The following is a 20,455-nucleotide window of genomic DNA, read 5'->3' as shown; positions in this document are numbered from 1 at the left end:
TTATGTTTTTATGTTATTTCACTAAAATGACACTTCGATTCCGATTAGTGTCCTAAAATTCAAATTTTCAAAAAATTATGAAATAACTTGTGGAGGTTGCCATATGGAAAATAACATATTGAATCGGTAGTGCGATTCGTAATGCGAATTGATTGTTGTAGAGATTGTAATTTTTGATTGCAGTGTAAATGTTGGTGGTTCTTGATGCACAACTAACGCTCCACAACAATTACATACACAAAGCATTGCACAAGAATCATCATGGTCATTTTGATGATTGTGCTCCATACCAATTTCTAGGTCGTCTTCGTGTTCTGTGTTCAATCCGTCAGAACATGGTTTTAACGCCAATGCTAAAATTAAAAATCCAAGTATGAAACTGATGCTTTTCATTTGTCTTACAAATATAGGAAAAGGTTTTTTGTCAGATTAAGAATATTATTTTTTGTTTGTTAATATATCTTATATTTGAAAAAACTGTACTGAATGGAACCCATAACTTTCGATAAATCACGCGTAGTGAGTTTTAGTGATGCCGTATTTTCTATTGCAATGACTTTATTGGTATTAGAAGTAGCCATTCCTGATGCGAAAGAAGTTACTACAAATTCATTAGGCAGTATTTTAGGAAATCGTATTCCTAGTTTTATTGGATTGATCGTTAGTTTTCTGGTTACTGCATTGTATTGGATTGCACATATGCGTATTATGCGATATGTGAAAGAAGTAAGCTATAAACTACTTTGGTTAAATATTTTACTATTACTTTTTATCGTACTACTACCCTTTTCTACGGGTTTGTATGTAAAAGGGTTTAATGCCGTTTCTCCTTTTGCTTTTTACTGTTTCAATTTATCTGCTATTGGATTTTTTAATTATTTAATGATTCGTTATATCTCAAAACATGAAGAAGAAGTTACGCCCATTGTAGGTCAATCAGAAAAAGCACGCGCCTTAATGAGTATGTTTGTGTGGATTTTTTCAGGAATTTTGGCTTTTATACTTCCATTGACTTCCCGATTTGTATTTGTGCTAATTTTTGTTTTTCAACCATTTATCAATCGTTATTTTAAGAAGAAAAAAGCAGCGTTAACCTTAAGTTCCGCTCAGACTACTGAATCTGTTGAAACTACTGAAGATGACGAACAAGAGTAATTAATCAAATACTTGTTTGATTAATTACTCTTTTCTATCAAAAATCAACAATATAAATCTGAAATTGTACATCGTTTTAGTCCATTCCAGGAAAACTGGTTACAAACTTCACTTTAATATCTGCAAAGCTTTCTGCAACATATACTTTTAAGTCTTCGCCATATTCTACGACTTGCCATTCTCCACAATCATCAGCAAAGTTTTCTACTAATTTTACTTTTAAATCGGGAAAGTTATTGACTATCTTAATTTTTACATCTGCATTACTTGCACTTTCTACAAAACGAATTTTACCGTAGAGTTTTTTACCTTCAAACTTACAATCATCATCTTGTAGTTCATGTTTCGTTGCCGAAATACATAGTGTACTAAGTATAAGTAAACATGTAATATTGAATAGTCGCTTCATTTCTTTTTTAGAAAATAATTCCGAATTTTAAATTAATGTTACTCTTACTTTTTTCTTTTTTAAACGTGTATCGGATGTAAGCTTGATCACCTCTTTTACTTTGGAAGCTACTACAGCTACAAATGCACAATCGCTTTTGAGCTCTATCATGCCCAATTCGTCTTTGTTCAGTTTTCCTTGCTTCATGAACAAACCTGCAATGTCTCCTTTAGAAATTTTGTCTTTTCGTCCTCCAGAGATAAAAAGAGTTTTCCAACCGGAAGCTTTCGGTCTTGCACCAGAAAAAAGTTCTTCTACAACTTCTACTTCTGAGATAAATTCTGGAACAGTTTCATTTTCCCATTGTAACACAAAAGCAGTTCCTTCTGCATGCATGCGCGCTGTACGTCCGTTACGATGTGTAAATTCTTCACTACGCATAGGCAATTGATAATGAATAATATATTTAATCTCAGGAACATCAATTCCTCTTGCGGCTAAGTCAGTTGCGATAATAATTTGGTGTGTTCCATTCCTAAATTTGATCAACGCGCGCTCTCTTTCTTTTTGCTCCATTCCTCCATAGAAACAACCATGCGGAATACCTTTGGATGATAAAAAGTCACTTACGTATTGAATGGTATTTTTAAAATTACAAAAGATGATTCCGGGTTGATTTGCGACAAGCGAAATTGTATTTAAAAGCGTATCTAATTTATCTTTTGATGGAGACAGCATACGTTTTACTTTAAGCTTGGCAATCTTTTCACCTAAATAATTTATTGTCAACGGATTGTTCATTCCTACAAAACGTGGAATATCCATGTCCTTTGTAGCCGATGTTAACACACGTTTTTCAATATTTGGCAATAATGAAATGATGTCTTTCATTTCATCTTCAAAACCAACTTCTAACGATTTATCAAATTCATCTAATACCAAAGTTTTGATTTCTTTGGTAGAAAATGTTTCTCTACGCAAATGATCTGCTACTCTTCCTGGTGTTCCTACTAATATTGCTGGACGATGTTTTAATTCGACTTTATCTTTTGAAAAGTTACGTCCACCGTATACTTCATTGGTTTTGAAACCTGTTCCCATCTCTCGTGTGACTTGCGCTATCTGAATTGCCAATTCGCGCGAAGGCGCTAAAATTACAACTTGGACTTCATTACTATTTGAGTCCAATTCGGCAATAATAGGCAATAGAAAAGCGATCGTTTTTCCTGTTCCTGTTGGTGATAACAGAATTGTGTTTGGATGCGAACTGATAGACAGTTTTGCTTCTTCCTGCATTTCATTGAGCTTTGAAATGCCCAATTTTGCTAAGATATCACGTTGATTTTTAATGTTTTTTGACATGCCGCAAAAATACAGTTATTTGTATTAATTAAAAGACTAAATGCTTGAAAGATTAAGTGATTAGAATTCTATTTAATAAAAAAACAGCCTTGATAGTCATTACAGGTTTACTTTACAGGTACCGATTGAAATTGATAAATCAATAATTGACTTTGAATGTTCATAGGTAAACCTAGTATTTTTTCAGAAGGTTCATATAAGATATCTCCAACACTTCTTCCAACCGTTAACACATCTTCCACTTCTCCGTTCGTATTGATTTTCATTATTTTACCTGTATTCCAAGCTGAGATTAAGAAACTGTCTTTACCATATACTTGCACTCCATCTAAATTTCCAAGTGTGTCTTTTGAAACTTTAATAATTTCTTTGGTTTTCATGTTTAATTTTAGAAAGTTTCCACTTTGTTTTTTGTTATCACCTTCTCCAATCATATTTCCCCAAGCTGCTACATACATATAGTTTCCAACATTTAACAAACCGTTTGGATGTTCTAATGCTTCTGAATTTAACCATTCTGAGAATGTTCCGTCTGTAGCTAATGCAAATATGGACGATTTTGCAGTGTCAGAAACATATACTGTTCCATCTTTTGCAATTTCTACATCATTCAAAAATTGAGCGTTTTCATTGGTATGTTCATGAACGACTTTTCCCGTATTTAAATCTGCTTCCACCAAAATCGTTACATCACTTACATATAACTTATCATCAGTTATTGCAATTCCTTTTGGATCATTTAAACCTTTGATAAATATAGAATCAATTAGCTTTCCGTCTGCGCTAACTTTGGCTATACTTCCATCTCCTTTTTCTCTATTTCCGATAAGTGAAGCATAATATACTTTCCTTTTTTTATCATATACAACAGATTCACAATGTGTTAATCCGTTTATTTCATATAATTGTTTAGGAACTTCTTTTGTAGCTACAATTTCCTTTTCAGGAGTTTTCTCTGGTGTTTTTTTTTCAGTCTTACAAGCAAAAAAGAGGCTTGTTACTACTAATACTTTGATGAAAGTTTTCATATATCGGTTTTTTATAATTTGTTACTAAAATACATATTCAGTCGCAATATTTATGATTTAGTTTTAGTATTTTGCATTCATGATGAGAACGCTACAACAATATTTGTTATTTACATTACGATCAATCATCTTTTGGATGTTAGCATTTAGTTTTATGATTATCATTCGTTATTTTGGGATTTTTGAAGAAAAAGGCGTTAATATTCTTCCGAAGTATGAACTCCCTATACTTGATTTGTTAACTTTTGTAGGTTTGTCATCAATTCCATTTGGAATTTTTTATGCAGCAATAGAGTTTTTGTTTGATCGCTATTTGGCTAAAAACCTCGCTTTAGGTGTTATTATTTTTTCAAAAACCTTTATTTACTTAGTTACACTTATTTTCTTAGTGACTAATGTTGTAGAATATACAGGTTATGTTTTAGAAGTTGAATTGTACGATGGTGGCGATTGGTGGCGAACTAATAAAACGTTTTGGTCTATTGTAATTTACTTTATTGTCGCTTCGTTGGTTTTTTCATTTATAAAAATTGCCAATGAAAAATTTGGACGCGGTGTATTTATTAAAATGTTGTTAGGAAAGTATAGAAAACCACAAGAAGAGAAACGTATTTTTATGTTTCTCGATTTGAAAGCTTCTACTACAATTGCTGAAGAACTAGGCCATTATACTTATAGTCAGTTGATTCAGGATTGTTTTTATGATTTGAATACGATTGTTCGAAAGTATGATGCCGAGATTTACCAATATGTTGGTGATGAAGCCGTTTTAAGCTGGAAATACGCCAGAGGGATTAAAAAAAATAGAGCTGTATTATTGTTTTTTGCTTTTCAAGAAAAGATACAATCAAGAAAGAATCATTATCAAGAAAAGTACGATTTGATTCCTGAATTTAAAGCAGGAATTCATGGCGGAACACTGATGGTTACAGAAGTTGGCTCTGTAAAGAAAGAATTAGCGTATCATGGTGATGTTATTAATACTACTGCGAGAATCCAATCTGTTTGCAATACGTATAATTCAAATGTATTGATTTCAGAAGAGTTGTTAAACGATATGAATTTGCCTAAAAATTATACAACAAAAAGTATTGATGATTTACTGCTAAAAGGAAAAGCAAAAACCATCAATATTTATAGTATTACAAAAGAAGCTTGAATTTAATAAAGAACTCTATTCATTTTCTATTGTTTCTCGACTGCGTTCGAAGTGACATAAACTAAATTTAGTATGTCAAACTTGCGTGAATCAATCCGTTTCTTCTAAAAAAAAAAATTCATTTATTGGCTTCTTGAAAATTTCACTTAGTTTCAACGCTAATACTGTGGAAGGCACATAACGTGATTTTTCAATAGAATTAATTGTTTGTCTTGAAACACCTATCTTCTTTGCCAAATCGTCCTGAGTAATGTCTAAAATGGCGCGTTCTATTTTAATTCTGTTCTTCATTACAATCTTTTTTTAATCATATAGAAAAACAATAAATACATTGTCAGAAGAAACCAAAGCACTTGAAAATCACCAACATCAGATAAAGGTTCTTTGTCTTTTTCTACAAAAAATGCAACAATATAGTTTATTAAAGGTTGGATTAATGTGTATACAACTCCAGCAATGAATGCCATTTTAAATGCTTGGCCGCGAATGGTTCTAATCATTTCATCTTCTATTTTTTCTTTTGAAATCGCTACCATAAGCAATCCAATTAATACAACTCGTTTCAATATAAATTTTAAAGTAGTTGCAACTTCTATATCAAGCAGTTTACGTGCAAACATAAAAAGTATTGATACAACAACTAATACAATTCCTATTTTTTTAAATGTATGCGGTAAGCCAAAGTTTTTAAATTTATTAAACCTTCTTTGTTCCGTTTCGCAAAATGTTTCTTTTTCCATATAAATATATTTGTTTTTGATTGACAAGTTTATTTTTCATTATGTCAAATATACTTTACATTTTGTAAAGTGCAAAATATTTTAATAGAATTTTAGTTTTGTTAGATCGTTAAACTGAATTAGTTAAGCATTTTAATTGTTGATTATAGTATAAAAATGTATTGTGTTTTAACTATAAACATTCGGAAGTAAGTTTAGTAACCTAAAAGAATTATGAAGTATAAGAAATATTAATATACAGTAAGTCTAAAGAAAGTTACTCTTTTACAATAATCATTGTTGCTTTGATACCAGTAGTTAGGTTCCACTCGTTTGCAGATATGAGTTCACCTTTATCATCGTATACACGAAATTCGGCAGTATTTGGTCCAGAAGAACCTTGATTTAGTGCTTGAAATTGTATTTTATTAAATCCTTTTGCTAAGGTTACATCTATTTTTTTGTAAGCAGCTTCTAAGCGAATGTTATCCGCAATAACCACATCATTTACATATACACGTACGCGATCACCATCAACATATTGATGATCTCTACAAACAATTTCAACAAATTCTCCATTACTTCTAAAATCGCCTAAGTATTGTGCAATTTTATATTCAGGGCGAACTTCTCTATCATTTTTATTTAATTTCTTTTCAAACTCTTTATTACGCGTTACGTATTGTTCTTGGCCTGTAAAGTATACTTCTTTCTCCTTTTTTAAGGAAGCAGGTTTCGATTTTGGTAAAGTAATTAAGCTTGTACGTTTTTTAGTTAACAAGCTTGGTGTGTTAAATTCCATAAAACGATCTGCCTTTTTTTTGGGCGTTGGTGTTGGATCTTTTGGTTTTGGAAATGGCAATTTAATACGACCTTTGGTAATATCTACATCAGTTGTCTTTGTTTTGGTTGTATCTTTTTGCGCATACGCAGAAAACATCCCTAAAAGAATGCATAGTAGAATCAATCGTATGTTTTTATGTATTTTATTGGCTAACACAAATAGTTTTTTGTCAATTGCAACTGCTTATTACAATATTACGTTTTTTTTAATCACTAATTCACGTGTTAACACACAATTATCATTCCAAGTTAAAGAAATTATAAAATTTTGCCCATACTTTTATTTCGAAGTTAATTATGTCCACAGAATTTCTGTGTGTTCTAAGTGTACAATTTTCTTCAATCCAAGTTTAATATTTTTTCGTTTCCAAAAACCACTATTTGGATGATGTACTTGGTATTCTACATCAATAACACGTGATAATTCTTGCGAAATAATTCCTTTAAAAGCACTTGTACTTCCATTGATATAATAATCGAATTCATGCTGTTTTAAATAGTTCATGAAATCGTTTCTGTATTTCAGATTAATCCAACCATAAAACCAAAAGTTTAAACGTGTTTGATTGCTTCCTCTTTTTCCTAATAAATAATGCAATGACGTTTGATACGGTACTAAGGTGTAAAAAGTAATTTCAAAGTTAGTCAACTCCTCTTCTGAAACTTGCTGCATTACTTCAAGAAAACCTGTTTTAAAACTCTGAAAATATCCAACTAACGGATTCATTGCTCTAAAATCATTCTTATAATCAAATTCATTCTTATCAGGCGCTTCTACAGTAAATAACACTTTTGTATGAGTAATATTTTCTGAAGGTTCAAGCTGTGGTTTTCCGTTTTCAATCCAAAATGTCCAAGGTTTTACTAAATGCGGGACTCTAAAAAAGCGATCTTTTATAATTACAAAGTCACCTTGTACATCAAAAAATTCTTCATTTTCATTGTTAATAGACTGAAAATCATCTACCTTAAGACTTGTGACACGCTTGCTTTTTCTGTTATATACAGGAATCGTCTGAACTATTTTCATATCGGGGAATACATTTTCAGTGCATATTTAAGTATTCTTAGCCAAACTGAAAACTATTTTTTTTAACAATCAATTTGTTAATTTCTTTTTGGCTATATTAAAAAAGGGATAAAACAAGGAAAGAGAGCATGTAGCTCTCTTTCCATTTTAGGGGGGAATATGTTTATGAATTAACATAACAACAGTTCAAAAGTATACTTTTTCTTACTTTTTGTAATTTAAAAACGTCTAAAAGAAGATTTATATCGGTGAAAAGCACGTTAAAATCGATGTAATTAACTATTTAAAAGAATATGAGAAATTTTCACAAAAAACGTCCTCAATATTAGTAAATTAAGGACGTTCGCTAGTCAATATATTAAGCCGAATTGACTAGTATTTCGAAAAAATATTAACTAAACAGCAAATCTATGTTAATTTTTTTCTAATTAAATATACAAAAAAAAAGAGCCCAATTGACATATTGAGCTCTTAAAAACTTAAAGAAGTTTTTGATAGTATTGCTGAAGTGCAAACGTACTACTTTTATTTTTTGTAGGAAATTATATTTGCATTAAATATGATTTTATTCGTTAATATTGAAATTTAAATTTATTATATTGATTATTACTAAGAATAGTTTTATGAAGAAATACGGAATTATATGTGTACTTATTGTATGTTTTTTGAGTTGTGAAAACGATACCAAAGTAACAAAACCTACTGAAACTACAACAGAAAAAGAAAAAATAGTAGATGGATATTTAATAAATGGAACAACTGTAAAAGCAAATGGACAAAAAATATCACTGTATGAAGTTCATCCCAATGATAGTTTACATTTAGTAACAACAACAACTGTTCTAAATAATCAATTTAAATTTACTGGAAAGGTGGAAAACCTTGATTTTTATTTAGTTAAAATTGATTCCAGTCGTAAATGCAAACTTTTATTATCAAATAGTACACATGAGGTTTTAATTTCAGATAAAAGCTATAAAAACGACATAAGTAGTGATAATTACTTTTCCAACTCATATGCATTATTGCATTATCAATTGAATAAATTTCGACAAGGAGAATATCTTTATAGAGATATTTATAAAAATGCTGTTCAACAAAATAATACCGAAAAAATTGCAGAATTGAATGAAAAGTTAGCCGAATTTGAAGATTTTAAAAGAAGACGAATTTCAAGTTTTGTTACCAATAATAGAGAAAAACCATTGGTTGCTTTAATTGTAAAAGATCAAATAGATTTTTTGGATCTTAAAGTAGTTAAACAAGTATATGACTCATTACCTTCTAAAATTCAAAGTAATACAACAGGGAAGTTTATTGCTAACTATATTGAAAAGAAAGAAAAAATAAAAGAACTTACTGTTGATGTTCTTACTAATACAAAAACTATTCTACCTAAAAAGAAAACCGAATTTAGACCTACAGCATATACATTTTCTGGGAAAACTATAGATGGATCTACACTATCTTTACCTAATATTACCACTGGAAACGTTATTTTAATAGATTTTTGGGCAAGTTGGTGCCAGCCTTGTAGAGTGCAAAGTCCACATATCGTTTCTTTGTATAAGAAATATAAAGATCGTGGTTTGGTTATATTGAGTATTTCAGAAGATACGAATGAAACTGCTTGGGTAAAAGCTATTGAAAATGATCATTTTACCTGGAATACACATATTATTGATGTAAATAAATCTATCGCATTTCGTTACGGAATTGAAGCCATTCCACATACTGTTTTGATTGATAAGAACGGGAAAATTGCCGCAGAGAAACTCTCTGGAAATGGTTTAGAAGCTAAAATAAAACAGTTATTGAATGAATAATTACAATCAATTTCTTCTACAATAATTTGTAATTAAGAATCCAAACGATCTTTTACGAATTCGACTTCTTTTTTTCCGTGTGGTAATGCGTTTCCGTCTGCATCAAGATTTACCATTACAATATTATCAACAGTTAAAATAGTTTCACGTGTCATTTTGTTACGTACTTCACATTTTAAAGAGAGTGACGAACGTCCAAATTTTGTGACTTCTATTCCAATTTCGACAATGTCTCCCTTTTTAGCCGAGCTTCTGAAGTCGATTTCAGACATATATTTAGTGACAACTTTAGGGTTTTCAAGCTGAATAATAGCATACAACGCTGCTTCTTCATCAATCCAAGCAAGTAATCGTCCTCCAAATAAAGTTCCATTAGGATTTAAGTCTTCGGGTTTAACCCATTTACGTGTGTGAAATCTCATATGTTATTTTTTGTAAAAGTACAATATGCTTCGCTCCTATTGTAGTGTTTTGGATAGAGTTTATCAATATTGGTCTTTAGATAATTTATACTTAAATCTAGTTTCTGTTACGTTCTTCTATGGTAAACCAAGGAATTTCTAAATATCCTTTTTGAAAATAATTGAATCTTTTACTATTCAAATTGTAAGAATGTCGTTTAAAACAACGTTTGTGGTTTTTCAGGTTTTGTAATCGTTTTAGGAACTGTTAGGTTTAATTGAAAACGTTTGTTTAGTTTTTTGATAAAATATGCTGAAAGTAATGGCGATTCGACTTCTAAGTTTTGATGAATGAAAAAGTGAATATTTTGCAATCCAAAGTTTGTCCATTCTTCTAAACGATCAACCCAATTATCTAAACGTGTATAATCACTTTCATGATTGGCGCCAACATAACGAATAAACGCTTCATTGTTAGTCATTCGCATGTGCATAATATCACGTCTTCCAGCTGTATCTACCAATACATTTGCGATATTATTTTCTTGTAATACATGATATAATTCATTGGCAACTTTTTCATCATTGTACCAATCAGTATGTCTAAATTCCATTGCCAACGGGATTTCTTTTGGCCAAAATTCAGCAAATTGCACTACGCTTTCAAAATCTTTTGGAGAAAAATTAGAATGCATTTGCAAAAAGATAGTTCCGAGTTTATCTTTTAAATGTGTGGCATTATAAATGTACAAGTCAACCAAAGCTTCCGTTGCTTTCAAACGTTTCCAATGGCTAATTTCCTGTGTTATTTTTGGAAAAAACTTAAAATTATCAGGTGTTTTATCTCTCCATTTTTCAAATTGTTCAGCAGGAAACAAACGGTAAAATGTAGCATTTAATTCTATAGAATTGAACTGAGAAGCATAGTATTTCAATTCATCTTTAGTGCCACGCGGATAAAAGCCTTTTAAATCTTGTTTATTCCATTTTGCACAACCTACATAAATTGAAGGTTTTACATCATTTTTATAGGATTGTAATACAACTTCCGTTTCTGGATGGTTTTCAGGTAAGGTAAAATCTATAATTTCTGGATTGAGTACTTTTCCAAATTTCATTTGTTAGCTTTTGAACTTTTTCAAGTATAAAAATACGGATTTCCTACGTTATATATGATATGAATCTACTTTTTCATTATGTTGATAACTAGGTTAACAAGTTGTTCATAACCTGTTCATTATCAACATTATTATTTTTAATTTTAATAAAACTTATTGTCATGAACGATCGAGAAAACGATTTGGTTAAAGCAAGACCACAGATTTCCCCAAAGTCAATTTCGGCTAATATGTCTAATGATGAACGCTTTCAAAATGTAACTTTACGCCCAGTAATTAAGCTTCAAAGTCCTTTATTAATTGCTGCTTTTAGAAATTACATCAAGAAACATAAAAATGTTTTTCATGGATTATCTATGGAAAAACGTTTATTATATATAGAAAATGCAATTCAAAAAGACATGAAATTCCGAAACTCTTTAAAAGGAATGATTATAGGTCAATTTACTTTAGAGGAATATCATCTATATATCGAAAATTCATCTTCTTTAAATAAGCGTATGATGAATATTGTTACTGAACGCCTGAAAGATCACGTATTACTTTTTGAAAAAGATGTAATGTTTAGCGCAGTTATATAGCACAACAACACCACATAACTAATTCATTATTAATGATATACATTTTATTTGTAAGTTTTTTTTCATATATTTAGGAGTAATTTAAACTTTTATAACCATGAAAAAAAGAAATTTAAATGATCTAAAGTTAAAGAAACAAACCATTTCTAACTTAGACTCACGACTTAGTGGTGGCATTGCATCTATCCCAACCTTAGGAGTTATTTGTACAACTGTATATTCCTATTTTCAATGTGATGATATTATACATACATCAAAAGATCATGATGGACAAAAATGTGATATTGCTACCGTAAGAGATAGTTGTTTCACTCTTTGTGATAATATGTGTAACGATTTTTAATCCTCTATCAAAGAAACACCGTTTAAATCGGTAGTTAGCACTTCGCTCATATAATCAAAAAATGGGCGAATTGCTTTAAATGATTTTCCTATTTCTTTCATAAAATCAGGTGACGTTACTTGTTTGTCGGTCAACTTTTGAGTAAAAATAAATTGCTTCTTTTTAATTAAATCAATTGCAGGATGTTCTTTACTGAAACCTTTTGGAGCAGTTTTCACCTCATCTCCTTCAAATCCTCCCCAAACTTCTTTGAATGATTTTTTAGAAATAATTTTTCGAATTTCCGTATCATCCATTTCAAATTCTTTACGAATTCGCAACAAATCTTCCTTTTTAGGTTCCCAAAAACCTGTAGCAATAAACGATTCATTATTTGGCGCTATCTGAAGATAGTAACCTCCTCGAAGTTCAGGTTTTACTCTATGAAAACTACCTCCAAAGTGGGTTTTGTAAGGTGTTTTATCTTTTGAAAAACGAACATCACGATAAATACGAAAAACTTTTACTTTATCAATTTTGTCATGTTTATTTAATTCTTCTGATAACTGATTGTAAAATTGTTTTACTTCTTTTTCAATCTCTTTGAATTCTTTTTTATTTTCAGTAAACCATTCTCTATTATTATTTTCACTAAGTCTGTTTAAAAAAGAAAAGGTTTCGCGAGGGATTGTTTCGTGCATTGTTAAGTTTTTTACTAAACTACAAAATAAATATGTCACGTAAAAAATCTTAGAAGTTGTAATTATGAAAAATTACTAAGGTGCCGAAGGTGGCCTTGTTAGTATGATATAAATTATTCCGAATAAAGCAATTAAAAGGGCAACCATAAATATGATTCCAATTATTGACAATAATAGTTTCATACCAGCTACGGCATATCGATCTTCGTAATATTCTTGTTTTACTTCAGCTACTTTTTCACTGTTTCTATACCGAATCCATAAGTAAACAAAACCGATTGATGCATATACTATACTTCCTAAAATATGTCCCATAGCTACATTCAAATATAGAAAAAACGAACGTTGCAACTCATTTTAATCTATTATTTTACAATTTTATGAAATTAATAACAATTAGATTTAAGTAGTAAATTGATGTATAAAAAATGTCTTATTTGTCGTTTCTCAACGTATTTCTGAATTGAATAATGCCAAACGATTTATCCAATAGTAGCTGTGCTCCCATCTTTTTTCTAAATCGTAATGTGCAATGAGTTTTTGTAGGTAGGCTTGAAAAGCGTTTTCTACAACATATCTATATACATCTAAAACTTCTTGTTTTCCGTTTAAAAAATCTGCCACAGCATGACCTCCATAAAAGCCTGAAGCCAACGCAGATGTGATTCCATAAGAAGATATTGGATCAAAAGAATATGCAGCATCTCCAACGGCTAACCAGTTTTCTCCGAAAGGAATTTGTAAACAGCTTGTTCCTGCAGGCATTATTTTATAGGTTGAAATTGTGATGTTTTGAATCTGTTTCGAAAGATGTATTGTTTGTACTAATTCATCTTTAAGAAACGCTGTCATCTTTTCCTTGGCAGGAAGTAATGCTTTTAGTGTAAAAAACATCATCGTAACTTCATTTTCAGCATATGGAGCTACATACCACCAACCATTTTTAGTGGCTTCCACAATAATTTCATTTGGAATTCCATTGGAAAGTTTTGTATTAAACGTAATTGCAAATTGTGAATCTAAGTTTTCTTTTTGAATGCCTAAATGTCTACAAACAGACGCCTTTCTACCTGTAGCATCAACAATAAATTGACTTTCTAGTCTAATTGTTTTTTTATCATTTTCAATAGTTGCAAGCATTTCATTATCATTCGACACTACTTTTTTTAGCTTGAAACCTTTGTAAAATTTATTGTTTGTAGATGTGTATATAGTTTGTAATTGTGTTTCAAAGTGCAATCGGTCTAATAGAAATCCATGACCTAAACGATCTGAAATGAATTCTTTTTGTTCTAATTGATCACTTCCCCAACAACTTTTGTTTCCATAATAAGCTTTATGTTTTTCATCCTCTACCAAAGATAAAATCCCCAATTGTTTGAGTAACGGTTTTGCATTAGGAGGAATGGCTTCTCCAGCTTTCCTAAAGGGTTTTTTATGCGCTTCTACAACACAACAACGAATTCCTTTTGCATGTAATGTAATAGCGGTGGCGATTCCTGCAGGACCGCCACCAACTATAACTACTTGATATTTATGATTATCGTTCTCCACGTGAAAGTTTTCTTCTTTTACGCTTGCTAGTTTCGGAATGTGAAGCAGCTTTTGCAGATTGCAATACATTCTTGGTAAGTAAACCAACTGTGTCTACAGCGGCTTTCTTCGCTTTTGTATCTAATCCGTCTGTGATGGTCTCTGCTCTTATTACTTGTGCAAATGTAGCATCGTGTTCACCAAATTCACGACCTGTTTCTTTCCAAACAGTATCTGGCAAGAAACCTTCTTTGTTATTAGCTGCTTTATCTTCAATTTTGGCAATAATTCCAAGTTCATGCCATTCCGCAATCATATGATTGATTTTCTTTTGATATACAGTTCCTAAATCACGTAACCAATCTTGACGATAGTCAAAATGTTTTAAACGTTGTGCTATGTTTAGCTCTCCAGCTTCAATACTACGTTTATAGCTATCTTCACTTAATACTTGATTAGGAACACGTGCTGCCCAGAAAGAAGGCAATGGCAAGTATGTTGTTACATCATAACCTGATAAACAACTTGCTTCGTCTGTTTGCCAAGGAACTCCTAACCAACGTGTTAATGCTCCTGGACCGCTTTTTGACAATGGTCCGTCTTTATATTGCCCATCTTTATCTTTAAGTTTCGCTTTTCCTAATACAATTGCTGGTGATAGTAATGGTCCGAAATCTAAATCTGTTGGATCACCTTCATCAACTACATTCAAACGATATGGTTTTTTCCACATTTGTTTCACACGCATTGGCCAAGTTAATTCAATTCCAGGGTGAAATGGTCCACCAAGACATTCTTCCATTGGCGCTTGATTTAGCGCATTGATTTGTGCTTCTGGCGATAATTCGTCAAAAGGAAGATATTTTTGAAGTTTTCCAGTAGTGAAATCTCCTTTTGCCCATTTCTGCAAACGTCCATATTGTATACGTGTAATTGGTAAATCGACAATGGCAATTTTTTCATACTCACCAAAACCATCTCCATAAAATGGTGGTACTTTTTCTGGTGTATAATCATTAGAAGTAGGATCTCTAAACCATTCAAAAACACGTTCTCTTAAGGTTTTACTCTTATCAGAAGGATCTGCAAGTTGTTTTACGAAATTTGGATTTGAAAAGTCTGAAGGAGAATTTTTCCCAAACAACATAAAGAATCCTGAGTTTACCCATTGTGTATCTGTCATACGAGCTAACATTGGATAAATATGTTCATAAAATACAACTCCATTTGCAGCTGAATCTGGATAGTTCATTTCACGAATAAATAAATCTTGAACAACATCATTCATGGTGACAACTCCGTATAAACCAGGTCCAAAGTTTGGTGGTGTTACTGCTACATTTGCGGGTTCTGCCTGAAATTCTTTTCCGTCTATATTAACTGTTGCACGCACAACTCCATCACAGGTATCATCATGCCAACCTTCATTATTGGCAAACGTAATTGCTGGTTCGTTATCTTTTGAAGCCGAATCACCATCACCGCCGAAAAATAGTAAACGTCCATCTTCGTCCGTTTCTACATGACCTAATTTTACTTTTTTGCCAAAGAATTTACCATCATCAAAGTCATACTTTTTTCCTTTTGTATTTTTTCCAGTAATTGAAACTGGACTTGGTAGAATAGCCAATTGACCTCTATCGGACACATCCGAATTTCTATATTCAGAAGGAATTCCAGCGCCAGGTAAATCTAAGGCATTGTTAAACATATACCAAGCCGATTTTATATTTGCCACTTGCAAACGCCAATGAATACTAGCTTCTTTTGTTTCTGTTATTTCGCCTAATGCTTTTCCGTTTTTGTCAAAAGCATAGATTCTAAAACGTGCAACTTGCTTTTTTACACGTCCTTTTTTGTCTTTATAACCGCCTTTAGGCGTCAACTCTACACCTGGGATATCTGGTGCAAAAAAGTATTTTTTTGAGTTTCCAATACGTGCAATTCCTATTGGAGGATAAATTGCTACGCTACTAATGTCTTTTATGTTCATAGGTTTTTGGTTGGTTAAATAATTGTTTTTCTGGTTCTAAAATGATTTAATGGATCTTTGGAATAGCTTTTTTTGACTTGAATTAAATCATCATAGTTATCTCCAAAGTATGTTTTTGTTGGAATGGACGCATCTTTAAAACTTATAAATGAGCCACCTGAATTTTCTATTTCGTAATCACGACAAACTTGCATCCAATCTAAAGCTCTATTTGTTCTATTATACACATCATTGTTCTGTTCTTGCTCTTTTTGAAGCAACTCGGTATTCCACCATGTTTGATATTGAATCGTATATGAATTGTTTTTATATGGAAAAGCACTTCTATTCTTTGCTGTTTCCGACATCGTATCATAGAATTCTCCCGAAATTGCACCCAAGGTAATATACGTAAATAAACCAAGTTTACGATTATCATCCAGAATCAACTTTGAGGTTAATGAACTTATGAGTTGATTTGCTCCTATATCTCCTAAACCATCTTTATCAGCCAAACGAGATGTGATTTTATGTGGTGCTGGCGCATCTAAATCTGGTGGTAATGGTTTTTTAGTCGAACTCAATTGAAATTGATTTGATACCATATCCATTTCACTATTATTTGCTACAGTTGTGGCTATTTTGTAAATTCTATCATAGGTTTCTTCTCGTACTTTTGTAGTTACATTATTTGCTTTCATTGTATCAAATTCTTCTAATCTAATACTCCTACTGATTGCGCTGTACGAAACTCTATCCCATTCACTCATTAAACCATCGTCAGCATAATCTAAGCGTTGTCCGCCTTTTCCAATAATACGTAACTCTTCAGGTAATACATTTGCATAAGATGTTTTTACAAAGGCAATTAAACTTTCTTCTGAACCGTCCCAATAACCATACATGATACAGTTATGAATTTCTAATGCTGGTTTAAAACATTTCGGATCACCTTGTAAATGTTTTCCTGAAATTTTTAAGTTAGTTCCAATTAATTGATCATTGGTAAAACCATCTGTTGATGAAGCTTTAACTTTATTCATAATTACATTCTCCCAAGCTTGCAGTATTTCTTTTGTGCATTTATCACCAGTTAATACACACGGATTATTTTTTTCATACGGATTCCATTCTAATTCAAATTTGATGAGCTTTTTAGGTAATGGAAATACTTTTAATTGTAGTTCTGTTACAATTCCGTAACTCATTCCTCCTCCACCTTTTAAAGCCCATAATAGATCTTTTTTATCGCTATTTTCTGCTTGTAATTTTACTACATCACCATTTCCAAGTACAACTGTTGCTCCTACCAAACCTTCACAGTTCATTCCATGTTTACGAGTCCACGGTCCCCAACCTCCACCAAAAGTGAATCCTGCAACTCCAACAGTTGCACAAGTTCCGTGAGGAATCATTACATCATTAAAAGCAAGTTGCGGCGTTAAGTCTTTGAATCGAATTCCAGGTCCAATACGTGCATATTTTTTGTTATGACTTACTTCCACATGATTGATTCTTGTCATGTCTAATAAAATAACATTTGTTCCTGTACATTCTGCTTCATGGTCGTGTCCGCCAGATCGTACTCTAATCGGTAAGTTATTCGCAATTGCATCTTTATATACACGTTGAACATCTTCCGTAGATTCACAAAAAATGATTGCAAACGGTTTTTTCTGAAATCTACGATTGAATACTTGACTAGCTTTGTTGTATTCTATTTGATCTATTAGGTTTCCGCCAGGTGTTTGAATTTGATCACAATTCAAATGACCACGCAATCCATTAAGGAAATTGTAAACATTCCTCATATTTACCACTACATTATTTTCTCCAATGACTAATTCGGCTTTTGCAAATAACGTCTCGTTTTCTTTGATGGCTAAATCATTAACTAAATCTTTTTCTGACAAGGCAGTTATTACAGTATTGAATTTGTTTAAATTTTTATGAATAACAATTGTTGTACTTCCACTTTTGTTTTCATAGATGAACTCACGATTGATTACTGAAAATATGCCGCTTGTTAAGAAAATTACTTCTTCTTCATTTACAGCAATCGTCTTGGGAACATCATTTGAATAGTTAGCTGGATCTCTTAGATGAAGTGTTTCAAATGAAGTATTTCGGACTTTTATAGTGACTGATAAATCAAAATTATTTGGAGATATACTGTCTAATTCATCTTTTATTAGGCTTACAGTTTTTATAAGTCCTTCAATTCCTGAGATATCTTCTTGTTTTGTAATGAAAGTTACTTCATTTTCAAGCAAAGCTTTATTCCAAATAGCGACTTGACTTATATTTCCTGTAAAAAAACTTGCTTTCGAAGTTCCTCCAACCCTAAACGTATCAGTCTCATTCGTGATTACAAGCTTCTTAGTACTATTCTCTATTATTAGATTAAATTCATTGATATACAGATATAAAAATGTATCCGTTTTTATAGCTGTTATATGATACCATTCATTATCCGTTACAGAAACATTTGTAGCCGTAATTGTTCGTGCATTTTCTTTCGTATTTACAGAAAACTCAATGTTTCCTTTTTCATTTACTTGTAAAGAGAATGTAGTTTCGGTTGTATATTTGGAAAGAATTTCACCAGCTGTTTCTGTCTGTATCCAACATTGAAGTGTAAAATTAGAATTTTGGAAGTTATTGTTACTTAACTCCTTATCTGTCTTATTCTCTATTCCTGAGAAATTATAAGAGTGATTCATAAAAGATTTGGGTTATTATGGTTATTACAGTTAGGGAAATTAATAGGATTTTGTAAGATAAACAACACGTGATAGTACTTGATTTTTATCTTTGATTCACAAATCTACTCTCCATTTTCTATTTCTAAAGATTATGAAGCACTAACTTACAAATCGCTAGTTTTTATCTAAAAAATGGTTGTACCTTGCACGTTCAACCAGAAATGAGGTTTTATGTAGAGATTGTCATTTCACAAACAATTTTTATGTCATTCAAATCATTAGGTTTATCTGATGCTTTATTACGCGCCATCAGTAAAAAAGGTTATACGACGCCTTCTCCCATTCAAGCAAAAGCAATTCCATTAGTTTTAGAACGCAAAGATGTATTAGCATCTGCACAAACAGGTACTGGAAAAACAGCTGGTTTTACTTTACCAATGTTACAATTGTTATCACAACAACCTCCATTACGCAAAAGACCTATAAGAGCTTTAGTTTTAACACCTACACGTGAATTAGCTGCTCAGGTATATACAAACGTAAAAGAGTATAGTACATTTTTAGATATACGTTCTACCGTTATTTTTGGTGGTGTAAATGCAAAACCACAAATTGCGACTTTACGAAATGGTGTTGATATTTTAGTTGCCACACCAGGAAGATTGCTCGATTTGCATAGTCAGAAAGCATTGTCATTGGCAAAAGTAGAAATGCTAGTCTTGGATGAAGCAGATAGAATGTTAGATATGGGCTTTTTACGCGATATTAAACGTGTGATAGAACTTGTTCCGAAACGAAGACAGAATTTGTTGTTTTCGGCAACGTTTTCAAAAGATATTAAGAAGTTAGCTCAGAGTATTTTACACAATCCCGTTTCGGTTGAAGCAGCTCCAGAAAACACAACTGCTGAAAAAGTAAATCAGACAGTTTATAGAGTTGATAAGCCTCAAAAAACAGAATTATTAATCAAATTAATTTCTGAAGGTAATTGGAGTCAGGTTTTAGTATTTACACGAACCAAACACGGCGCAAATAGATTGACAAAGAAATTGATTGCTAAAAATATTAGTGCGGCAGCTATTCATGGAAATAAAACACAGAATGCACGTACCAAAGCTTTGGATGGTTTTAAGAAAGGAACGATTCGAATTTTAGTAGCTACAGATATCGCAGCACGTGGTTTGGATATTCCATTGTTACCACATGTGATTAATTATGAATTGCCTAATGTTCCTGAAGATTATGTACATCGTATTGGTCGTACAGGTAGAGCTGGTGCAAGTGGTGAAGCTATTTCGCTTGTTTCAGCAGAAGAGTATGAATATGTAAAAGGTATTGAAAAGTTGTTAGGTGAAAAACTTCCTTCTGAAGAAATTGAAGGTTTTGAAGCTGATCCAAATTATACGCCTCCACCAAAACAACAGCGTCCACAACGATCATCAAAGAAGAAATCGAATTCTTCACAAAAAGGTACTTCTGGCGGAGGCCAAAAGAAAAGAAATAACTCATCTAGTAATCAGAGTTCAAATTCTAGAAATAGTAATACTAAAAATTCACGTTCACGAAGAAGAAGACGTGATTAGATAAAATATAAAAAGGCTCGTATGATTAT

The 20,455-nt window shown here is 31.8% G+C and carries 21 protein-coding genes; 6 read left to right on the top strand and 15 right to left on the bottom strand.

Annotated features, from left to right (window positions below; translation table 11 throughout):
- Positions 1 to 75: 75 nt before the first annotated feature.
- Positions 76 to 393, bottom strand: coding sequence for a DUF6660 family protein (locus tag Q0828_RS12045; protein ID WP_298420936.1), 318 nt, complete (start codon positions 391 to 393; stop codon positions 76 to 78).
- A 93-nt stretch (positions 394 to 486) separates the two neighbouring features.
- Between Q0828_RS12045 and Q0828_RS12040 the strand changes: the two genes are divergently transcribed.
- Positions 487 to 1,155, top strand: coding sequence for a TMEM175 family protein (locus Q0828_RS12040; RefSeq protein ID WP_298420935.1), 669 nt, complete (start codon positions 487 to 489; stop codon positions 1,153 to 1,155).
- A 76-nt stretch (positions 1,156 to 1,231) separates the two neighbouring features.
- On the opposite strand, the gene Q0828_RS12035 is transcribed toward Q0828_RS12040, so the two are convergent.
- The 3 genes from Q0828_RS12035 to Q0828_RS12025 form a co-directional block, all read right to left on the bottom strand.
- Positions 1,232 to 1,564, bottom strand: coding sequence for a hypothetical protein (locus Q0828_RS12035; protein ID WP_298420934.1), 333 nt, complete (start codon positions 1,562 to 1,564; stop codon positions 1,232 to 1,234).
- 27 nt (positions 1,565 to 1,591) lie between these two features.
- Positions 1,592 to 2,905: a DEAD/DEAH box helicase gene (locus Q0828_RS12030; RefSeq protein ID WP_298420933.1), complete on the bottom strand. Its 1,314-nt coding sequence runs from the start codon at positions 2,903 to 2,905 to the stop codon at positions 1,592 to 1,594.
- 107 nt (positions 2,906 to 3,012) lie between these two features.
- The gene (locus Q0828_RS12025) at positions 3,013 to 3,933 is read right to left on the bottom strand and encodes a hypothetical protein (protein ID WP_298420932.1); all 921 of its coding nucleotides are present in this window, start codon (positions 3,931 to 3,933) and stop codon (positions 3,013 to 3,015) included.
- 79 nt (positions 3,934 to 4,012) lie between these two features.
- On the opposite strand from Q0828_RS12025, the gene Q0828_RS12020 reads away from it, so the two are divergent.
- Positions 4,013 to 5,092 carry an adenylate/guanylate cyclase domain-containing protein gene (locus tag Q0828_RS12020; RefSeq protein WP_298420930.1) on the top strand — a complete coding sequence of 360 codons (1,080 nt, stop codon included), beginning with the start codon at positions 4,013 to 4,015 and terminating at the stop codon, positions 5,090 to 5,092.
- 90 nt (positions 5,093 to 5,182) lie between these two features.
- Here the strand turns inward: Q0828_RS12020 and Q0828_RS12015 are convergent, their stop codons facing one another.
- The 4 genes from Q0828_RS12015 to Q0828_RS12000 form a co-directional block, all read right to left on the bottom strand.
- Entirely contained in the window at positions 5,183 to 5,383 is a 201-nt protein-coding gene (locus Q0828_RS12015) for a helix-turn-helix transcriptional regulator (protein WP_298420928.1), read from the bottom strand.
- A complete protein-coding gene (locus tag Q0828_RS12010) occupies positions 5,383 to 5,832 on the bottom strand; it encodes a hypothetical protein (RefSeq protein ID WP_298420926.1) in 450 nt (149 codons plus the stop codon). The genes Q0828_RS12015 and Q0828_RS12010 overlap by 1 nt, the downstream gene beginning before the upstream one ends.
- Positions 5,833 to 6,088: 256 nt before the next feature.
- A complete protein-coding gene (locus Q0828_RS12005) occupies positions 6,089 to 6,811 on the bottom strand; it encodes a hypothetical protein (RefSeq protein WP_298420924.1) in 723 nt (240 codons plus the stop codon).
- Positions 6,812 to 6,949: 138 nt separating this feature from the next.
- On the bottom strand, positions 6,950 to 7,684 hold the full coding sequence (locus tag Q0828_RS12000) for a hypothetical protein (RefSeq protein WP_298420922.1): 735 nt from the start codon (positions 7,682 to 7,684) through the stop codon (positions 6,950 to 6,952).
- Between the two features lie 623 nt (positions 7,685 to 8,307).
- Between Q0828_RS12000 and Q0828_RS11995 the strand changes: the two genes are divergently transcribed.
- On the top strand, positions 8,308 to 9,510 hold the full coding sequence (locus Q0828_RS11995; RefSeq protein ID WP_298420915.1) for a TlpA disulfide reductase family protein: 1,203 nt from the start codon (positions 8,308 to 8,310) through the stop codon (positions 9,508 to 9,510).
- 32 nt (positions 9,511 to 9,542) lie between these two features.
- Here Q0828_RS11995 and Q0828_RS11990 read toward each other — a convergent pair whose 3' ends face one another.
- Both Q0828_RS11990 and Q0828_RS11985 read right to left on the bottom strand, forming a co-directional pair.
- Entirely contained in the window at positions 9,543 to 9,932 is a 390-nt protein-coding gene (locus tag Q0828_RS11990; protein ID WP_298420914.1) for a hotdog domain-containing protein, read from the bottom strand.
- A 197-nt stretch (positions 9,933 to 10,129) separates the two neighbouring features.
- The gene (locus Q0828_RS11985) at positions 10,130 to 11,029 is read right to left on the bottom strand and encodes a DUF72 domain-containing protein (RefSeq protein ID WP_298420913.1); all 900 of its coding nucleotides are present in this window, start codon (positions 11,027 to 11,029) and stop codon (positions 10,130 to 10,132) included.
- Between the two features lie 161 nt (positions 11,030 to 11,190).
- Here Q0828_RS11985 and Q0828_RS11980 point away from each other — a divergent pair, with 161 nt between their 5' ends.
- Positions 11,191 to 11,610 (top strand): glyoxalase, encoded by a 420-nt coding sequence (locus Q0828_RS11980; RefSeq protein ID WP_298420911.1) that lies wholly within the window; start codon positions 11,191 to 11,193, stop codon positions 11,608 to 11,610.
- A gap of 97 nt (positions 11,611 to 11,707) precedes the next feature.
- A complete protein-coding gene (locus Q0828_RS11975; protein WP_298420909.1) occupies positions 11,708 to 11,953 on the top strand; it encodes a hypothetical protein in 246 nt (81 codons plus the stop codon).
- Here Q0828_RS11975 and Q0828_RS11970 read toward each other — a convergent pair.
- The 5 genes from Q0828_RS11970 to Q0828_RS11950 all read right to left on the bottom strand — a co-directional run bounded on the left by Q0828_RS11970 (position 11,950) and on the right by Q0828_RS11950 (position 18,861).
- A complete protein-coding gene (locus Q0828_RS11970; protein ID WP_298420908.1) occupies positions 11,950 to 12,633 on the bottom strand; it encodes a DUF2461 domain-containing protein in 684 nt (227 codons plus the stop codon). The genes Q0828_RS11975 and Q0828_RS11970 overlap by 4 nt on opposite strands.
- Positions 12,634 to 12,708: 75 nt before the next feature.
- Positions 12,709 to 12,948, bottom strand: coding sequence for a hypothetical protein (locus Q0828_RS11965; RefSeq protein ID WP_298420906.1), 240 nt, complete (start codon positions 12,946 to 12,948; stop codon positions 12,709 to 12,711).
- 132 nt (positions 12,949 to 13,080) lie between these two features.
- Entirely contained in the window at positions 13,081 to 14,187 is a 1,107-nt protein-coding gene (locus Q0828_RS11960) for an FAD-dependent monooxygenase (RefSeq protein WP_298420904.1), read from the bottom strand.
- Positions 14,174 to 16,159: a LodA/GoxA family CTQ-dependent oxidase gene (locus Q0828_RS11955; RefSeq protein WP_298420902.1), complete on the bottom strand. Its 1,986-nt coding sequence runs from the start codon at positions 16,157 to 16,159 to the stop codon at positions 14,174 to 14,176. The genes Q0828_RS11960 and Q0828_RS11955 overlap by 14 nt, the downstream gene beginning before the upstream one ends.
- A gap of 14 nt (positions 16,160 to 16,173) precedes the next feature.
- A complete protein-coding gene (locus tag Q0828_RS11950) occupies positions 16,174 to 18,861 on the bottom strand; it encodes an FAD-binding protein (protein ID WP_298420900.1) in 2,688 nt (895 codons plus the stop codon).
- A gap of 245 nt (positions 18,862 to 19,106) precedes the next feature.
- Here Q0828_RS11950 and Q0828_RS11945 point away from each other — a divergent pair, with 245 nt between their 5' ends.
- Positions 19,107 to 20,426 carry a DEAD/DEAH box helicase gene (locus Q0828_RS11945; protein ID WP_298420898.1) on the top strand — a complete coding sequence of 440 codons (1,320 nt, stop codon included), beginning with the start codon at positions 19,107 to 19,109 and terminating at the stop codon, positions 20,424 to 20,426.
- Positions 20,427 to 20,455 lie beyond the last annotated feature (29 nt).

Source organism: uncultured Kordia sp. (genome assembly GCF_947496985.1).
GTDB lineage: Bacteria > Bacteroidota > Bacteroidia > Flavobacteriales > Flavobacteriaceae > Kordia.
The sequence above is the reverse complement of the archived record's forward strand: the minus strand, read 5'-3'. Positions and strand labels throughout refer to the sequence as shown.

Excerpts from the sequence above, each read along its gene's own strand:
- Q0828_RS12045 (WP_298420936.1), bottom strand. The coding sequence starts at position 393 with ATGAAAAGCATCAGTTTCATACTTGGATTTTTAATTTTAGCATTGGCG.
- Q0828_RS12040 (WP_298420935.1), top strand. The coding sequence starts at position 487 with ATGGAACCCATAACTTTCGATAAATCACGCGTAGTGAGTTTTAGTGAT.
- Q0828_RS12035 (WP_298420934.1), bottom strand. The coding sequence starts at position 1,564 with ATGAAGCGACTATTCAATATTACATGTTTACTTATACTTAGTACACTA.
- Q0828_RS12030 (WP_298420933.1), bottom strand. The coding sequence starts at position 2,905 with ATGTCAAAAAACATTAAAAATCAACGTGATATCTTAGCAAAATTGGGC.
- Q0828_RS12025 (WP_298420932.1), bottom strand. The coding sequence starts at position 3,933 with ATGAAAACTTTCATCAAAGTATTAGTAGTAACAAGCCTCTTTTTTGCT.
- Q0828_RS12020 (WP_298420930.1), top strand. The coding sequence starts at position 4,013 with ATGATGAGAACGCTACAACAATATTTGTTATTTACATTACGATCAATC.
- Q0828_RS12015 (WP_298420928.1), bottom strand. The coding sequence starts at position 5,383 with ATGAAGAACAGAATTAAAATAGAACGCGCCATTTTAGACATTACTCAG.
- Q0828_RS12010 (WP_298420926.1), bottom strand. The coding sequence starts at position 5,832 with ATGGAAAAAGAAACATTTTGCGAAACGGAACAAAGAAGGTTTAATAAA.
- Q0828_RS12000 (WP_298420922.1), bottom strand. The coding sequence starts at position 7,684 with ATGAAAATAGTTCAGACGATTCCTGTATATAACAGAAAAAGCAAGCGT.
- Q0828_RS11995 (WP_298420915.1), top strand. The coding sequence starts at position 8,308 with ATGAAGAAATACGGAATTATATGTGTACTTATTGTATGTTTTTTGAGT.
- Q0828_RS11990 (WP_298420914.1), bottom strand. The coding sequence starts at position 9,932 with ATGAGATTTCACACACGTAAATGGGTTAAACCCGAAGACTTAAATCCT.
- Q0828_RS11985 (WP_298420913.1), bottom strand. The coding sequence starts at position 11,029 with ATGAAATTTGGAAAAGTACTCAATCCAGAAATTATAGATTTTACCTTA.
- Q0828_RS11980 (WP_298420911.1), top strand. The coding sequence starts at position 11,191 with ATGAACGATCGAGAAAACGATTTGGTTAAAGCAAGACCACAGATTTCC.
- Q0828_RS11975 (WP_298420909.1), top strand. The coding sequence starts at position 11,708 with ATGAAAAAAAGAAATTTAAATGATCTAAAGTTAAAGAAACAAACCATT.
- Q0828_RS11970 (WP_298420908.1), bottom strand. The coding sequence starts at position 12,633 with ATGCACGAAACAATCCCTCGCGAAACCTTTTCTTTTTTAAACAGACTT.
- Q0828_RS11965 (WP_298420906.1), bottom strand. The coding sequence starts at position 12,948 with ATGGGACATATTTTAGGAAGTATAGTATATGCATCAATCGGTTTTGTT.
- Q0828_RS11955 (WP_298420902.1), bottom strand. The coding sequence starts at position 16,159 with ATGAACATAAAAGACATTAGTAGCGTAGCAATTTATCCTCCAATAGGA.
- Q0828_RS11950 (WP_298420900.1), bottom strand. The coding sequence starts at position 18,861 with ATGAATCACTCTTATAATTTCTCAGGAATAGAGAATAAGACAGATAAG.
- Q0828_RS11945 (WP_298420898.1), top strand. The coding sequence starts at position 19,107 with ATGTCATTCAAATCATTAGGTTTATCTGATGCTTTATTACGCGCCATC.